Source organism: Nocardia sp. NPDC060220 (genome assembly GCF_042727815.1).
In the GTDB taxonomy this organism is placed as follows: Bacteria; Actinomycetota; Actinomycetes; order Mycobacteriales; family Mycobacteriaceae; genus Nocardia.
Genome location: NZ_JBHWZY010000082.1, coordinates 1 through 13,664 on the forward strand (window position 1 = coordinate 1; position 13,664 = coordinate 13,664).

The following is a 13,664-nucleotide window of genomic DNA, read 5'->3' on the forward strand; positions in this document are numbered from 1 at the left end:
GCACCGCACCGAGAGTCGGCGCGATCATCGATCGTGGTGGGCAGATACTACTTCTCGAGCGCCACGACACCGGTCCGATCAAGGCACCCTTGAAGCTGCCCGGTGCGACGGTGATGCCGGGAGAATCCCTCGCAGCGGCGGTCGCCCGCGGCGTGCTCGAGGAAACTGGGCTGATGGTCACCGGCATCCGCCACCACGTCGGGGATTTCGACTACCTGTCCCCCGACGCACACCCGGTTCGCCGTCTGCATTTCGCCGTCGATGTCGCCGCGACACACCCGATCCACCTCACCGCGCACGCCCGCTACATCTGGGCACCACTCGATGGTGAGCTGCCGGTGACATCGTCGATCCGCGGCATCCTCGATACCTACCGCAACCTCGTCCTCGGATGAAATCCAGGTCTCGGCGTCACTGAACGAGGTCCGGGAATTCGTCGCCCCCGGTCCGGTGGTGCCGACTCATCGACACCACCGGCAGCCGACTCCAGCAGCTCAGGGTCGGTACCAGTTCGCGGACCTCTCACGGCGGATCAGGGAGTGACGATCGGGAAAGCCGGATCGAACTCGTCGAGGAGCGTGCCGAAGGTGCTGAGGACCGCCGGATCGCCCGTGATCGTGATCTTGCCGCTGTCGGCGAGGGGGACCGCAGTCTCCGGCTTCAACAGTGTCGAGACCAGGAACGGCTTCGGTCCGGACACTGCTACCTGTGGGTTGTCGGACTTGCCTCGGCGTGCGTTGAGCACGCCGCGGCGAACCCACATCGTCCATTGCTCACCGGCATCGGTGAAGTCCAGATCGAGGCGCAGGTCCACCTCGGCGGCACGTTCGCCGATGATGTGCACCGCGACGAAGTCGAACAGGATGTCGATGGGCATGGCCAAGATGGTGTCCTGGCTGGCGACCACATACGGCGGTGGCTGAGTACCCTCACGCAGTTCGAGTGCGGCCGAGAGGAAGATCCCGCGCCACTGCGGGCCCTCTGCCTGGTAGCCCATCTGCTCGTAGGCGTCGGCTTGCAAGTCTTTGGCTCGCTGGTTGTCGGGTTGGGCGAACACCAATTTGTGCAGGATCTCGGCTGCCCAGCGGTAGTCGGCCGCCGCGATCGCGCGCTCGCCCTCGGCGAGAATGTTGTCGGCGCCGGCGAATTCGACGAACCGAGTTGCCGCGTCCACGGGCGTGTGGGGGTGCAGCGAGACCGGATCGCCGTCCCACATTCCGAGTTCCTTGGTGTACACCGCGCGCACGTCGTGGTGCAGGGTGCCGTGGTAGCCGCGGTTGGCCCAGTTCCGGCCCAGCTCGTCGGGCAGTTCGATCACTTCGGCGGCCTCGAGCGGGGTGTAGCCCTTGTTGGCCAATCGCAGGGCCTGGTCGTGAATGAACTTGTAGGTGTCGCGCTGAGATTCCAGCAGGGTGGTGACGTTCTCGTTGCCCCAGACCGGCCAGGTGTGAGGGCCGTAGTGGACCTCGACGTCGTCGCCCCACCGCTCCAAGGTCTCGTCGAGATAGCGGGCGAAGTTGCGGGCGTCGCGGGTGCGGGCGCCGCGCAGCGTCTGGATGTTGTGCAGGGAATGGTTGGCATTCTCGGCGCAGGTCAATGCCTTCAACTGCGGAATCCAGATGTGCATCTCCTCCGGCGCCTCGGTGTCGGGGGTGTAGAGGAATTCGAACTCGACGCCCGCGATCTCGCGCCGTTGCCCGGATTCGGTGATGAGGTCGGTGGGTGAGATGTAGGAGATCGACGGCCCGTTCGTCGACGCGATGCCGATACCGCAGGTGACGAACCCACGTTCACCGGGCGGCAGCAGCGCGCCGAAAGCGTAGAAGCTTCTGCGCGCCATGGCATTACCGGCGACGACGTTCTCACCGATCGCGAACTTGTCGAACTGCAGACCCGGGGCGATGATCGGCACTTTGCCCGACGCCACATCCTCTGCCGAGACCACCCCCTTCACGCCGCCGTAGTGGTCGACATGGGTATGGGTGTAGATCACCGCCGCGACGGGTTTGTCGGTGACGTGTTCACGAATGAGGTCCATGCCCTGCCGCGCGGATTCGACACCGGCCATGCAGTCGATGACGATGATGCCGTCCTCGCCCTCGATCACCGTCAGGTTCGCGATGTCGTTGTCTCTGACCTGGTAGACACCCTTGGTCACCTCGAACAGCCCGCCCATGCTGATGAGCTGCGATTGCCGCCACAGGCTGGGGTTCACCGAGTCCGGGACCGGCGGGTCACCACGGAGGTAGTCGAACTCGGCGGGGTCGAAGACCACCTGGTGGGGATCGGCGTCGGAGTAGACGGTGCCCGGAAGTGGAGCGATGAGCCCCCGCTGCGCATCGGCGAAGTCGGCCCGGTTCTCCAGGTCGTAGAGCTGCGTCGCGGCGTGGTTGATATCCGTTGTCGCGGCGCTCGCGGGCTTCGGCTTCTCGCACATGAAGCGCTCCTGTCGGGGTCCGGGAATCGTTCGGGATCGACGATCGTCCGGCACCGCCGAGATCGCATCACACGAATTGGGTGAATCTCACCGATCGGCACGTCACCGGTCGATGGCCAGGTACTGCAGTTCCTGGTATTCCTCCAGCCCGGTGCTGCCACCCTCCCGGCCCAGCCCGGAGGACTTCATTCCACCGAAGGGCGCGGCCGGGTCGGAGATTGCGCCGGTGTTCACGCCGACCATGCCGGTCTGCAGGCTCTCGGCGAATTCGAGGGTGTCGCCGAGGTTTTCGCCGAAGACGTACCCGGCCAGGCCAGAGTCGGTGTCGTTGGCCAGTTGCAGGGCCTCGGCCGGGTCTGTGAAGGTGCGGATCGCGGCGACGGGGCCGAATACCTCCGAATTCCAGAGCCGGGTTCGGGTGTCGACGTCTGTCAGGACCGCCGGGTGCACGAAGTAACCGGATCCTGCGGTGTCGGTTCCGACGGTGTGCAGGCGTGCGCCCTGGCTGACCGCTTCGTCGACGAGCGCGGTGATCCGCTGTACCGCCGCGTCGTCGATCACGGGTCCGATGCGGGTGGCTCGGTCGAGGCCGTCGCCCACCGGCAGCGCGGAAACGGCGGCGAGGAACCGGTCGGTGAACTCCGCTGCCCGCGATTCGTGGACCAGGAAGCGGTCGGCGGCGACACAGGTCTGGCCCGCATTGCGCAGTTTGGCGAGCACCGCGCCGTCGACGGCCTTGTCCAGGTCGGCGGACTCCAGGACGACGAAGGCAGCGTTGCCGCCGAGCTCCATCGAAACCCGCAGGACTCCTTGCGCGGCTTGGGTCAGCAGGGTGCGGCCGACGGCGGTGGAGCCGGTGAAGGTGAGCTTGCGCAGCCGCCGGTCGGTGAGAATCCGCGCCGACACCAGCGGCGCGCGCGAGGTGGTGACACAGTTGACGACCCCTGGTGGCACGCCTGCCTTCGCCAGGATCTGCATGAATGCCACTGCGGTGAGCGGGGTTTGGGGCGCGGGCTTGAGAACAACAGTGCAGCCGGCGGCGAGGGCGGGGGCCACCTTGCGGGTGACCATGGCCAGGGGGAAATTCCACGGTGTGATCGCGAAAACCGGTCCCACCGGCTGTGTGCGGACAGCGATGCGGCGGCCACCACTCGGTGCGCGGAAGTACGCTCCGCTGCCACGGGTGGCTTCCTCGGCGAACCAGCGCAGGAATTCGGCGCCGTAGGCGACTTCGCCGCGTGCCTCGGCGAGCGGTTTGCCCATTTCCAGGCTGATCGTGTGGGCGATGCGCTCGGTGTCGGCATGCAGCAGGTGGAACGCGCGCAGCAGGATGTCGCTGCGGTGGCGCGGATCGGTCGCCGCCCAGTCGTCCTGGGCGGCGACCGCGGCGTCCAACGCGGCCGAGGCAGTCCGGTCGTCACCATCGGCGACGGTGGCGACCTCTTCGCCGGTGGCGGGGTTGCGCACCGGCATCGTCGCCGCGCTGTGCACCCAGTCGCCGCCGATGAACTGGGCGACCGGGAGGTCGGAAAGGGTGGATGTCATCGTGGCTCCATGTCGGGTTCGAAGACGATCACCTGACGCACCGCCGCGCCGTCGGCGAGTTGATCCATCGCCTCGTTGAGGTCGTCGAGGCCGATGCGGGCGGAGATCAGTTTCTCGACCGGCAGCCTGCCCGCCCGCCACATCTGCTCGTAGCGCGGGATATCGCGCGCCGGCACCGCGGAGCCGAGGTAGCTACCGACCACGGTGCGGGCTTCCGCGGTGAACATCAGGGGTGACAGTGTCACAGTGGCCGACGGGGCGGGCAGACCGACGGTGACGGTGGTTCCACCGGGAGCGGTGGCCAGAAAGGCGGTTTCGAACGCGGCGGGGTGACCAGCGCACTCGATCACGTAGCGCGCCCGGATCCCCTGTGCCGCAACCTGTTCGGGTGTGCAGGTTTCGGTCGCACCGAGGTCGCGGGCGGCCGCGAGCTTGGCGGGCAGACGGTCGACCGCCACGATGCGCCGCACCCCGATCGCGGAGGCGGTGAGCAACGCGGCCATGCCGACGCCGCCCAGCCCCACCACCATCAGGTCGTCCTCTGGCCCCGGGTCGGCGACATTGAGCACGGCGCCGCCGCCGGTCAGGACGGCGCACCCCAACAGTGCCGCGACCTCGGGCGGCACGTCGCGGCCGACCGCGACGACCGAGGCCTGGTCGATCACCGCGTGCGTGGCGAACCCGGAGACGCCGAGGTGATGACGCACGGGCCTGCCGGCCCTGGTCAGTCTGCCGGGGTGGTGCAGGAGCTCGCCTGCCGTGTTCGACCGGGTTCCTTCGGTGCAGGGCAGCTCACCGCCGCGGGCACACGCCGCACAGTGCTCGCACCGCGGCAGGAACGACATCACCACCCGGTCACCCACTGTCAGATCGTCGACCTGGTCGCCGAGTGCCACCACGATGCCCGCCGCCTCGTGGCCGAGCAGCATGGGCAGCGGCCGCGCCCGATTGCCGTCGACCACACTGAGATCGGAATGGCACACACCGGCCGCTTCGATCCTGACAAGCACCTCGGTGGGGCCCGGCTCGTCGAGTTCGAGGTCGTAGACCCCGATCGGGCGCGACGACGCGAACGGCCGCGGCCGGTCGGGGTGGTCGAGAACCGCGCCACGGATACGCATCAGATCTTCGCTTTCGGGTGCTCGCCCAGCAGGCCGGACAGGTAGCGCAGGTGATCGTTCGTGTCGCCCAGGGTGTGTTCGATGGTGGTGAGCCGGGCGGTGTAGTGCCCGACCGGGTATTCGGCGGTCATGCCGATTCCGCCGTGCAGCTGTATGGCCTCCTGGCCGATGTGTTTGCCGGAGAGGTCGATTCGCCGTTTCGCACGGGAAGCCACCGTCGGATCGATGACGCCGTCTGCCAAGGACATCGCCGCGTACAGGTTCATGCTGCGGGCCAGTTCCAGCGCGACGTACATGTCCGCCGCCCGGTGGGTGAGAGCCTGGAAGGTGCGCAGCGCGACACCGAACTGCTTGCGGGTCTTCAGATACTCGGTGGTGAGTCGCAACGCCTCGGCCATCGCACCGACCGCTTCGGCGCCCAGTGCGGCCTGCGTCGTGATCACGGCTTCGTCGATGATCGCACCGGCGTCGAGGTCGGCGCCGAGCAACTCGGCGGGCGCACCACGGAATTCGATCTCGGCGCCACTACCTCCGTCGTAGGTGCGGTAGGCGGTGCGCACGACCGCCGTCTCCTCGGCATCGACCAGGAACAACGCGGTCTCGCCGGTGGGTACCACGGCCGAGACGATCAACCGGTCGGCCCGATCTCCCGAGGGCACAGGACTTTTGCGACCGGTCAGCGTCCACCGGTCACCGTTGGCGACGGCCAGGGTTTCCGAACGCGTGTCCGGCCAGCGGACGCCGGGCTCGGCGTGGGCGAAGGCGAACAGCTGCTCGCCGTCGACGATTCCGGGCAGCAGAAACGCACGCTGGTCTGCCGTGCCCGCCCGGCCGATCACGAGGGCAGGTAGCAGGGCGCAGTCGAAGATCGGTTCCGGCGCCAGGGTGCGGCCGATTTCCTCCAGCGCGAGCATCGTTTCGATCGGGCCGCCGCCGACGCCGCCGTCCTCGACGGACACGGTCAGCCCGAGCAGACCGACCTCGGCGAAGTCCGCCCACACCTTCGGATCCCAGCCGGGAACATCGGCGATCACCTCCGCGCGGCGTCCGGGAGTGTAGTGGCGGGTCAGCACGCTGCGCACCGTGTCGCGCAGCAGGGTCTGCTCAGGGGTGAAGGTGAAATCCATGGCGGTTACTCACAGTCCGAGGATCGTCGAGGCAATGATGGTGCGCTGCACTTCGTTCGATCCTCCGTAGATGGAAGTCTTGCGGTAGTTCAGGTATCCGGCGATGGTGCGACGCGCCCAGTCGTCGGTCTCCCCCACCCGGGCGACGGCAGCGGGGCCCGCGATATCGACGAGCAGTTCGGTGACGGCCTGCTGCAGTTCGGTGCCGCGCAGTTTGAGGATCGACGAGACGGGGTTGGGAGCGCCGCCACTCGAACTCGCCGCGACCCGCAGCTGCACCAGCTCGAGTGCCAGTAGCTCGTTGTCGAGATCGGCGATCCGGGCGGCGAAGGTCGCGTCGTCGAGGAGCGTGCCGGTGCCGAGCCTGGTCTGGGCGGCGTATTCCTTCGCCAGCTCCAGGCGGACCTCGGTCTGCCCGACCGCGGCAATGCCGGTGCGTTCGTTGCCGAGCAGGAATTTGGCGTAGGCCCAGCCGTGGTTCTCCTGGCCGACCAGCTGATCGGCCGGGACGCGTACGTTCTCCAAGAACACCTCGTTGACCTCGAAGCCGCCGTCGATCAACTCGATCGGCCGCACGGTCACGCCGGGGGTGTCCATGGCAAACAGCAGCATCGAGATGCCTGCCTGCTTCTTGGGCGCGGTGGGATCGGTGCGGACCAGGCAGAACATCCAGTCCGCGCTCTGCGCGGCGGTGGTCCAGGTCTTCTGCCCGTTGACCACGTAGTGATCACCGTCGCGCACCGCGACGGTGCGCAGCGAGGCCAGGTCGGAGCCGGCGTCGGGCTCGGAAAAGCCCTGGCACCACCAGATGTCGAGATTCGCCGTCGCGGGCAGGAATCGGGCCTTGAGCTCGGGCGAGCCGAACTCGGCGAGTACCGGGCCGATCATGTTCGTGTTGAAGGTGAGTGGCTCGGGCACCGAGGCGAGCTGCATTTCGTGATGCCAGATGTGGTGCTGCACGGCCGACCAGTCCCGGCCACCCCACTCGACGGGCCAGTGGGGTACGGCCAGCCCGGCGGCGTTGAGGATGCGCTGAGTGGTGACGAAGTCGTCTTTGCTCAGCTCGTGCATGTGTCGGTTCCGCCCGCGGATGTCCGCGGGAATCTCACGGCGGAAGAAGGCGCGCAGCTCGTCGCGGAAGGCGAGCTCGTCCTCGGTGAAGGCCAGTTGCATGGTCCAGTATGTTACATAGAGTTCTGTGTGTATCAAATGGAGGTAGGGACCCGGCACATGAGCACTTCCTTCGCAACGTCTCGATCCAGCAGCGTGCAGCGCGGTCGGCTCATCACCGCCGCGCGGACGACGTTCACCGCGCACGGCTATCACGGCACCACGATGGACACCGTGAGCGCCGTCGCCGACGTCACCAAACCCGTTCTCTACCGCCACTTCTCCACCAAGAGCGAGCTCTATCTCGCGGTGATCCTGGAGTATCTGGACGACGTCGCGGACAGGCTGCGCAACGCCCACGACGCGGCGACCTCAGACGTCGACCAGGTGCGGCACTGCGTGACGGTGCTCTTCGATCTCGTCGAGTCCGGCCCGCATTCCACATCGGAGCTGGTTTTCGGTGCAGGGGCCGTCGGCGACCACACCGTCGAGTCCCGAATCGCCAGGGCACTGGCGGATTTCGTCGACACGCTGGCCACTCACCTGCACCCGCACGTAAATCGGTCGCAGCGCACCCGCCTCCTCGCCGCCGGACTCATCGGCGCGACCCTGGCGGCGGCACACGAATGGCACCGCCTGCGGCAACCGATATCGCGACAGGCGGCGCTGGACACCCTTGCCGCGTGGTACTGCTCGCGCCTGCGCGACAGTGGCGACTAAGCCCGAAGCAGGGCAGCCTGGACGCGACTCAGCCGCTCCACGTCACCCTGGAATCCGGCCACCGCGTCGTTGTACAGGAACGCTTCCCACAGCCGGACCAAGGCATACGCCAGGGTGGCGCGATCGATCGGCGGCTGATATCCCTGCTCCTCGGCGCGCTCGAGCAGACCTTCCACGATCGAGACCGCCGCCGGGTGCACCACCCCGTCGCTGCGGGTGATCACGCGCAGTGCCGACGTGGATTCCTGATCGAAGTAGGTGCGCAGCGAACCGTCTTCGACCAGCCAGTGAATGGCGCGGTCGAGGATCTCCACGAGCCGTTCCCCGCCGGTGGCGGTGCTGCGCCGTTCGGCGTAGGCGACCATGCGCTCGAGCTGGCGCGCCAAAGCGGCCCCGAGCAGCCCGTCCCGGGAACCGAACCACCGGTAGATACTGGTGCGGCCCAGACCGAGTTGGGCGGCAATGGCATTCGCGTCGACTCGATGACCCGCCAGGAAGACCTGCACGGCAGCGTCCAGCACGTCGTCACGGCTCGCCGCGGCCGGGCGGCCGGGAGCTCGGGTTCCTTCGGTGCGTGCCACGCCGACAGCATAGAGCGCGCCGGGGAACGGACTATGCGCCGTCGCTGTCATCGCGCAGAGAACCGATCATGCTCCGCAGGATCCGGAACGCGCCCGACTGCTCGGCCTCGGTCATGCCGGCCAGCATTCTGACCTCGACGGACCGGACGGCCACGGTGGCCTGTTCGAGACTCCGTCGTCCGCGAGGCGTGAGCCGCGTGGGAAGAACCTTCCCGACGGGCGCCGCCGCGGGCCTGGTCACATAGCCGTCTCGTTCCAGGGTCTGGAGCAGCACGTTCATCGTCTGCCGGGTGACGAACGCGCCCCGCGCAAGCTCGGAGTTCGACAAGCCCGGTCGCTGAGCCAGCAGCTCGAGGCAGGAGTAGTGCGTCACGCTCATCCCGAGCGGGCGCAGCACTTCCTCCATGGCGATGCGAAGCGCGCTCGACGCCTCTTTCAGCAGGTAGCCCAGTGACGTCCCCAGATCGACCCCGTCTTGACTCATGTCAGTATTCTGACATAGATTGGTTCGTGTCAGGATACTGACACGACTAGAAGGAGTTCATCATGCCCGCCACCGGCCCCGACTTCCTCTCGCTGCAAACACGCGACCTCGACGCTTCCCAAGCGTTCTACGAGCAGTACCTCGGCCTCGTCCGCTCACCGACCGGTCCTCCGCACGCCGTCGTCTTCGAGACGAAACCGATCGCGTTCGCCCTGCGCGACATCGTTCCCGGCACCGATCTCGCCGCCGTTTCTCAGCCCGGCATCGGTGTCGCGATCTGGCTCCACGCCACAGATGTCCAGGCCGTTCACGATGCTCTCGCCGCCGACGGTCACACCATCGTCGCCGCACCGATCGACGGCCCCTTCGGCCGAACCTTCACCTTCGCCGACCCCGACGGCTATCACGTCACTCTCCACGACCGCACGTGACGGCCGGCCGATCACCGGCTCCCGCGGCCCTTGTCGACCCCAGCAGCTAGGTCATCCTCGTGTGACGAATCGCCCGAGCAGGGGCACCGCCTCACCGGGATGCTTGGCATCGAAGCCCTCGCCGAGGGCTTGCAGCTGCCAGTCTCCGTCGTCGCGAAAGACCTTCGCCATGGCCATCGCGGTGCACCGCATCCCACCGGTCAGCGAGTATCGGGCCAGTTCGGTGTCGGTCGTGTTGTCCACCAAGCGACAGAACGCGTTGACGACCTTCTCGAAAGTATGTCCCTGGTACGAGGTCACGATGAACAGCAACGTGGTGACGTGAGCCGGGACGCGGGTCAGATCGACCAGGATCACCTCGTCGTCGCCCTCCCCCTCACCGGTGAGGTTGTCACCCTGGTGCCGGATCGATCCGTCTTTGGACACGAGCTGCCCGTAATAGGCGACGTCGACCAGATTTCGGTCGGCGAACATCGCCACCCAGGCGTCGAGGTCGATCTCGATCGCACGGCGCCCGAACAGCCCGCCGCGCCGGATCGGATCCCAGCCCAACCCCATCCGAATGAAGGTCAACGCGACGCCACCGTCTTTGCGCAGCGTGACCCGCTGCCCTTTCGCCAGGCTGACGGGTCGATTCTTCGACAGCCTGACCTCACCGGCGGCGACCGGTGGCGTCGCGCGCGGCGGTGGCGGGTGACCGGCAGTCGCTGGAAGCGGCGGCGGACAGCTCGGGACTGGTGTGGCGGGGCGGGCCGGCGGCGGAGGGTCATCGACCGTGACGCCGTGGTCGGTGACCAAGGCGGCGAATCCGCCCGCGTATCCCTGTCCGACCGCGCGAACCTTCCAACTGCCCTGGCGACGGTAGAACTCGACCGCGATCACGATGGACTCGGTCGTCAACCCGTCGATCCGGTACTCGTGCAACCGAATGCCGGATGCGTCTGTCACGAACACCGACGGGGCCGCAATCCGTCCGAACGTGGCACGCGCGTCGTCGAGGGTGATCACCACCCGGATCTGGGCGACATCGGCCGGGACCTGATCCAGCGAAACCGCCAACCCTGACGGTCGCCCCGACGAGGTCGGCTGCAGGCGAACTCCGGGCCCCGTCGGCTGGTTGTAGAAGACGAAGTCCGCGTCCGAGCGAACCTTGCCCGCGTCGGTGACCAGTAGCGCCGACAGGTCCGCGGCCGCATCGATCTGCACCGCGACCACGACATCGTGGACGGTCAGCGGGCTGTTCTGCCCTTTCGACAGACTCGTCGACACCGTTGCGCCTCTCACCCCCGAGGAATGCTTGGTTCCACTGTACGAGAAATCATTTCGTACCAGGGCGTGAAAGCTCAACGCCCACAACACCACAGAGGGGTCGATCGATCGCGGATAGGCTACGGCCATGCATGAACTGGGGACAGGGTTCGGTTACTTGTGGAGCGGGCAGCGGTGGGTCGCTAGCCACGGTCGCTGGTTCGGCTTCGGGCTGTTGCCCGGCCTGGTGACGTTGATCCTCTACGTCGCGGTGTTCACCGCAGCGGCGTTCGGTGTCGGGGACTTCACCGCATGGATGTCGCCGTTCGCCGACGACTGGAACTCGCCGTGGCGCGGGCTGTTTCGTGGGTTGCTGGGCGTGGTGTTGTTCGGGTTCGGTGCCCTGGTCGCGGTCGTGGCGTTCACCGCGATCACCTTGGTGATCGGGCAGCCGTTCTACGAGCGACTGTCCGAGCAGGTCGACAGGTCGGAGTCGGCGGACGGCACCGCGCCGGAATCGGGCAACGGGTTCGGGCGGGATCTGTGGATATCGACCCGCGACAGTGTTCGCCTGCTGATCAGAGTGCTGGCCTGGGCCGTGCTGTTGTTCGTTCTCGGGTTGATCCCCGTCCTCGGCCAAACCGTCGTTCCGGTGATCGGGATCGGCGTGACCGCCTTCTTCCTCGCCCAAGAACTCACCGCGGTGGCATGGCAGCGTCGCGGCGTCGAACTGCGCGAACAACTGTCCGTCTTGCGCGGACGACGCATGCTCGCCTGGGGCTTCGGTGTTCCGCTCGCCCTTGTCTTCCTGATCCCGTTCGTGGCCGTGCTGCTGATGCCCGGCGCCGTCGCGGGTGCGACGCTGCTGGTGCGCAGCCTCGGCGAGGAGAACCGACCGGAGGGTAAACCACTGGTCAGCGAAGCGATGACGACACCGCCCCGATAACCGAGGGCGCTCATGCCGATGTCGTAAGCGCCCCCGATCGCCGCGCCTATCTGGCGCGACCGCAGTTCGAGCAGAACAGCGCGCCTGGACCTACAGGGGAACCGCAACCTTGGCAATCGATGCGGATGTCGAGTGCGCTGCCACAGGATGGACAGAACCGGCCGCCGTCGGTGGTCGCGGCGCAGGTGGGGCAGGCGACGCGCGCGGGAGTACCGAGGTCGTGTTGTCCCGCCCACTCCTGACGCTGAGCCGCCTGGTGGATCTGCGCGCCGCGGGCGGCTGCCTGCGCTTGCGCGATCTGGTGCCCCACCTGCGGCGAGCAGTTGGTGCACTGTCCGACATGGTCGTTCCAGCAGATCCGCGCACACGTCCACGAACCACAGCCCGCACACAGACGGAACTCGCGCGCTACCTCGTCGACAGCCTTGGCGAACGCAGCGTCCTTGGTGCTCGACGCGGAGCCGCCCCAACTGTTGGAGTAGCTGTCCGCGGCCGAAGATACTTTGTGGAGGAGAGGGATTCGGTCCCCGAGCAGATCACGCATCGAGCGCAGCACACCGCGACCCCGAGACAGGTAGTTCTGCTGGAACGCTGACCGGTGGACGGTGGTGCAGCGTTCGCAACGGAACTCCCACTGGAAACCGTTGTCGTTGGACTGGTCGGAACAGTTGCTGGTGAAGACCACCGGTACGGCCATGTGTGTTCGGTTCCTCTTCCGGCGCAGGAGTTTCGGCGTTCGCCGATTCCTTATCGCCGGGGGCCGCGAAGAACGCAACACAACCGCACCACGGCCGGATCAGTCCTTGACCACCTGGGTGCCACCCGCGAACTTGTCGTGCCAGCCCTGTTTGCTCGGGCTCGAACTCACCGTCACCGCGATGCCGATGGCCGCGACGAACCACAGCAGCCCGCCCAGCCAGGGAATCAGGTTCAGCAGCATGTAGGCGTTGCGTTTGGCCGATTCGACGAGATCGGGCTTGACCGCTCCGCCCGCGCCGTTCACGTGCAGACCGAGCAGCTTCTTGCCCGGGGTCGATCCGGTCGCCACTTCGAAGACGACGAAGTACAGGAACCCGAATCCGGCGCCGGGCAGGATCGCGATCCAGCTGGGGAGATCGGTGACTCGCTCGAGGATCCAGAACAGCACGGCGCCGACGATTCCGGCGATGATCCAGTCGATGAACCTGGCCCCTGCCCGACGTCCGATTCCAGCGGGAGTGATGCCGACTGCGTTGGTCATGGTTCCTCCTCGAATACACCAGTCACGGTGGTACACCGAGGATCTCACACACAGCGAATGGGCAGGAGCCGGTCAGTCGGATCGAGGCCACATCGAGTGCGGAGACGACCGCCGCGACCATCGGCACGGCTGACTGACGATCCCGGCGCGTCAGCGGGTGCTGACGCACACCACGTAGCGGCGCTGGTCGTAGACGACACCGCGGTCGCCGATCGTGCAGACGTTCACATCCGTGGTGTCATGCCGGATCTCGAGGACGCGGACCCGACCGGGGATGTCGGCGGCGCAGTCCACGTGCCTCGCCGCGTCCCCCGCCATATCGAGGCACTCCCCGACGGTCCAGTCGATGTCCAGGCAGAGGGTTTGGTCCACGCCGCCGGGCAGTGTCCGAGGTTGGGCGCGGTCGACGTCGCCCGGGCAGTGCCCGCCCACCGACGCCAATTCCGTCACCTTGTAGCGGGAGTTGATGTCGCCGCACGAGACCTGGCGAATATCGTCCGGACTCGCATTCAAATCCACACAATCGCCGGCACGCAGTTCCACCCAGGGAATCCGCGTCGCGGATTTGGTCAAAGTCGACACGACGCTGCCAGAAACATCGGTAATAGTTCCCAGCGGTTGAGTTGCCGAAACCTCGCTCGGCAAAGTTTTTTCAGCGGAGGCATTCTCAGGCC

Annotated in this window: 15 protein-coding genes; 4 read left to right on the forward strand and 11 right to left on the reverse strand. The window is 66.9% G+C overall.

Features of this window, described 5'->3' with window-relative positions; genetic code table 11:
* A partial coding sequence (locus ACFWF3_RS06720; protein ID WP_379312795.1) for an NUDIX hydrolase occupies window positions 1–395 on the forward strand: 395 nt, incomplete at its 5' end.
* 137 nt (window positions 396–532) lie between these two features.
* Here the strand turns inward: ACFWF3_RS06720 and ACFWF3_RS06725 are convergent.
* From ACFWF3_RS06725 to ACFWF3_RS06745, 5 genes are all read right to left on the reverse strand, one after another.
* A complete protein-coding gene (locus tag ACFWF3_RS06725) occupies window positions 533–2,437 on the reverse strand; it encodes an alkyl/aryl-sulfatase (RefSeq protein ID WP_379312796.1) in 1,905 nt (634 codons plus the stop codon).
* Between the two features lie 102 nt (window positions 2,438–2,539).
* On the reverse strand, window positions 2,540–3,982 hold the full coding sequence (locus tag ACFWF3_RS06730; protein WP_379312797.1) for an NAD-dependent succinate-semialdehyde dehydrogenase: 1,443 nt from the start codon (window positions 3,980–3,982) through the stop codon (window positions 2,540–2,542).
* Complete coding sequence (locus ACFWF3_RS06735) at window positions 3,979–5,103, reverse strand: alcohol dehydrogenase catalytic domain-containing protein (protein ID WP_379312799.1); 1,125 nt, start codon at window positions 5,101–5,103, stop codon at window positions 3,979–3,981. The genes ACFWF3_RS06730 and ACFWF3_RS06735 overlap by 4 nt, the downstream gene beginning before the upstream one ends.
* Window positions 5,103–6,230: an acyl-CoA dehydrogenase family protein gene (locus ACFWF3_RS06740; RefSeq protein ID WP_379312800.1), complete on the reverse strand. Its 1,128-nt coding sequence runs from the start codon at window positions 6,228–6,230 to the stop codon at window positions 5,103–5,105. Before ACFWF3_RS06740 ends, ACFWF3_RS06735 begins: the two co-directional genes overlap by 1 nt.
* Window positions 6,231–6,239: 9 nt before the next feature.
* Window positions 6,240–7,403 (reverse strand): acyl-CoA dehydrogenase family protein, encoded by a 1,164-nt coding sequence (locus ACFWF3_RS06745; RefSeq protein ID WP_379312801.1) that lies wholly within the window; start codon window positions 7,401–7,403, stop codon window positions 6,240–6,242.
* Between the two features lie 57 nt (window positions 7,404–7,460).
* On the opposite strand from ACFWF3_RS06745, the gene ACFWF3_RS06750 reads away from it, so the two are divergent.
* Window positions 7,461–8,060 carry a TetR/AcrR family transcriptional regulator gene (locus ACFWF3_RS06750; protein WP_379312802.1) on the forward strand — a complete coding sequence of 200 codons (600 nt, stop codon included), beginning with the start codon at window positions 7,461–7,463 and terminating at the stop codon, window positions 8,058–8,060.
* Here the strand turns inward: ACFWF3_RS06750 and ACFWF3_RS06755 are convergent.
* Together ACFWF3_RS06755 and ACFWF3_RS06760 are read right to left on the reverse strand one after the other, a co-directional pair.
* Window positions 8,057–8,641, reverse strand: coding sequence for a QsdR family transcriptional regulator (locus ACFWF3_RS06755; protein WP_379312804.1), 585 nt, complete (start codon window positions 8,639–8,641; stop codon window positions 8,057–8,059). The two genes, ACFWF3_RS06750 and ACFWF3_RS06755, sit on opposite strands and share 4 nt — an antisense overlap.
* A gap of 31 nt (window positions 8,642–8,672) precedes the next feature.
* Complete coding sequence (locus tag ACFWF3_RS06760) at window positions 8,673–9,125, reverse strand: MarR family winged helix-turn-helix transcriptional regulator (protein WP_378989619.1); 453 nt, start codon at window positions 9,123–9,125, stop codon at window positions 8,673–8,675.
* A 62-nt stretch (window positions 9,126–9,187) separates the two neighbouring features.
* Here ACFWF3_RS06760 and ACFWF3_RS06765 point away from each other — a divergent pair, with 62 nt between their 5' ends.
* On the forward strand, window positions 9,188–9,556 hold the full coding sequence (locus ACFWF3_RS06765; protein WP_378989618.1) for a VOC family protein: 369 nt from the start codon (window positions 9,188–9,190) through the stop codon (window positions 9,554–9,556).
* 51 nt (window positions 9,557–9,607) lie between these two features.
* On the opposite strand, the gene ACFWF3_RS06770 is transcribed toward ACFWF3_RS06765, so the two are convergent.
* The gene (locus ACFWF3_RS06770; RefSeq protein WP_379312806.1) at window positions 9,608–10,825 is read right to left on the reverse strand and encodes a TerD family protein; all 1,218 of its coding nucleotides are present in this window, start codon (window positions 10,823–10,825) and stop codon (window positions 9,608–9,610) included.
* Window positions 10,826–10,952: 127 nt separating this feature from the next.
* Here ACFWF3_RS06770 and ACFWF3_RS06775 point away from each other — a divergent pair, with 127 nt between their 5' ends.
* Complete coding sequence (locus ACFWF3_RS06775; protein WP_379312807.1) at window positions 10,953–11,750, forward strand: EI24 domain-containing protein; 798 nt, start codon at window positions 10,953–10,955, stop codon at window positions 11,748–11,750.
* Window positions 11,751–11,796: 46 nt separating this feature from the next.
* On the opposite strand, the gene ACFWF3_RS06780 is transcribed toward ACFWF3_RS06775, so the two are convergent.
* From ACFWF3_RS06780 to ACFWF3_RS06790, 3 genes are all read right to left on the reverse strand, one after another.
* Window positions 11,797–12,447, reverse strand: a complete 651-nt coding sequence (locus tag ACFWF3_RS06780; RefSeq protein WP_379312808.1) for a zinc ribbon domain-containing protein — start codon at window positions 12,445–12,447, stop codon at window positions 11,797–11,799.
* A gap of 99 nt (window positions 12,448–12,546) precedes the next feature.
* Window positions 12,547–12,990 carry an RDD family protein gene (locus tag ACFWF3_RS06785; protein ID WP_378989614.1) on the reverse strand — a complete coding sequence of 148 codons (444 nt, stop codon included), beginning with the start codon at window positions 12,988–12,990 and terminating at the stop codon, window positions 12,547–12,549.
* A 150-nt stretch (window positions 12,991–13,140) separates the two neighbouring features.
* Window positions 13,141–13,664: hypothetical protein (locus tag ACFWF3_RS06790; RefSeq protein WP_379312809.1), on the reverse strand; the 524-nt coding region annotated here is incomplete at its 5' end.

Excerpts from the sequence above, each read along its gene's own strand:
- ACFWF3_RS06765 (WP_378989618.1), top strand. The coding sequence starts at position 9,188 with ATGCCCGCCACCGGCCCCGACTTCCTCTCGCTGCAAACACGCGACCTC.
- ACFWF3_RS06740 (WP_379312800.1), bottom strand. The coding sequence starts at position 6,230 with ATGGATTTCACCTTCACCCCTGAGCAGACCCTGCTGCGCGACACGGTG.
- ACFWF3_RS06775 (WP_379312807.1), top strand. The coding sequence starts at position 10,953 with ATGCATGAACTGGGGACAGGGTTCGGTTACTTGTGGAGCGGGCAGCGG.
- ACFWF3_RS06785 (WP_378989614.1), bottom strand. The coding sequence starts at position 12,990 with ATGACCAACGCAGTCGGCATCACTCCCGCTGGAATCGGACGTCGGGCA.
- ACFWF3_RS06735 (WP_379312799.1), bottom strand. The coding sequence starts at position 5,103 with ATGCGTATCCGTGGCGCGGTTCTCGACCACCCCGACCGGCCGCGGCCG.
- ACFWF3_RS06745 (WP_379312801.1), bottom strand. The coding sequence starts at position 7,403 with ATGCAACTGGCCTTCACCGAGGACGAGCTCGCCTTCCGCGACGAGCTG.
- ACFWF3_RS06725 (WP_379312796.1), bottom strand. The coding sequence starts at position 2,437 with ATGTGCGAGAAGCCGAAGCCCGCGAGCGCCGCGACAACGGATATCAAC.
- ACFWF3_RS06750 (WP_379312802.1), top strand. The coding sequence starts at position 7,461 with ATGAGCACTTCCTTCGCAACGTCTCGATCCAGCAGCGTGCAGCGCGGT.
- ACFWF3_RS06760 (WP_378989619.1), bottom strand. The coding sequence starts at position 9,125 with ATGAGTCAAGACGGGGTCGATCTGGGGACGTCACTGGGCTACCTGCTG.
- ACFWF3_RS06780 (WP_379312808.1), bottom strand. The coding sequence starts at position 12,447 with ATGGCCGTACCGGTGGTCTTCACCAGCAACTGTTCCGACCAGTCCAAC.
- ACFWF3_RS06730 (WP_379312797.1), bottom strand. The coding sequence starts at position 3,982 with ATGACATCCACCCTTTCCGACCTCCCGGTCGCCCAGTTCATCGGCGGC.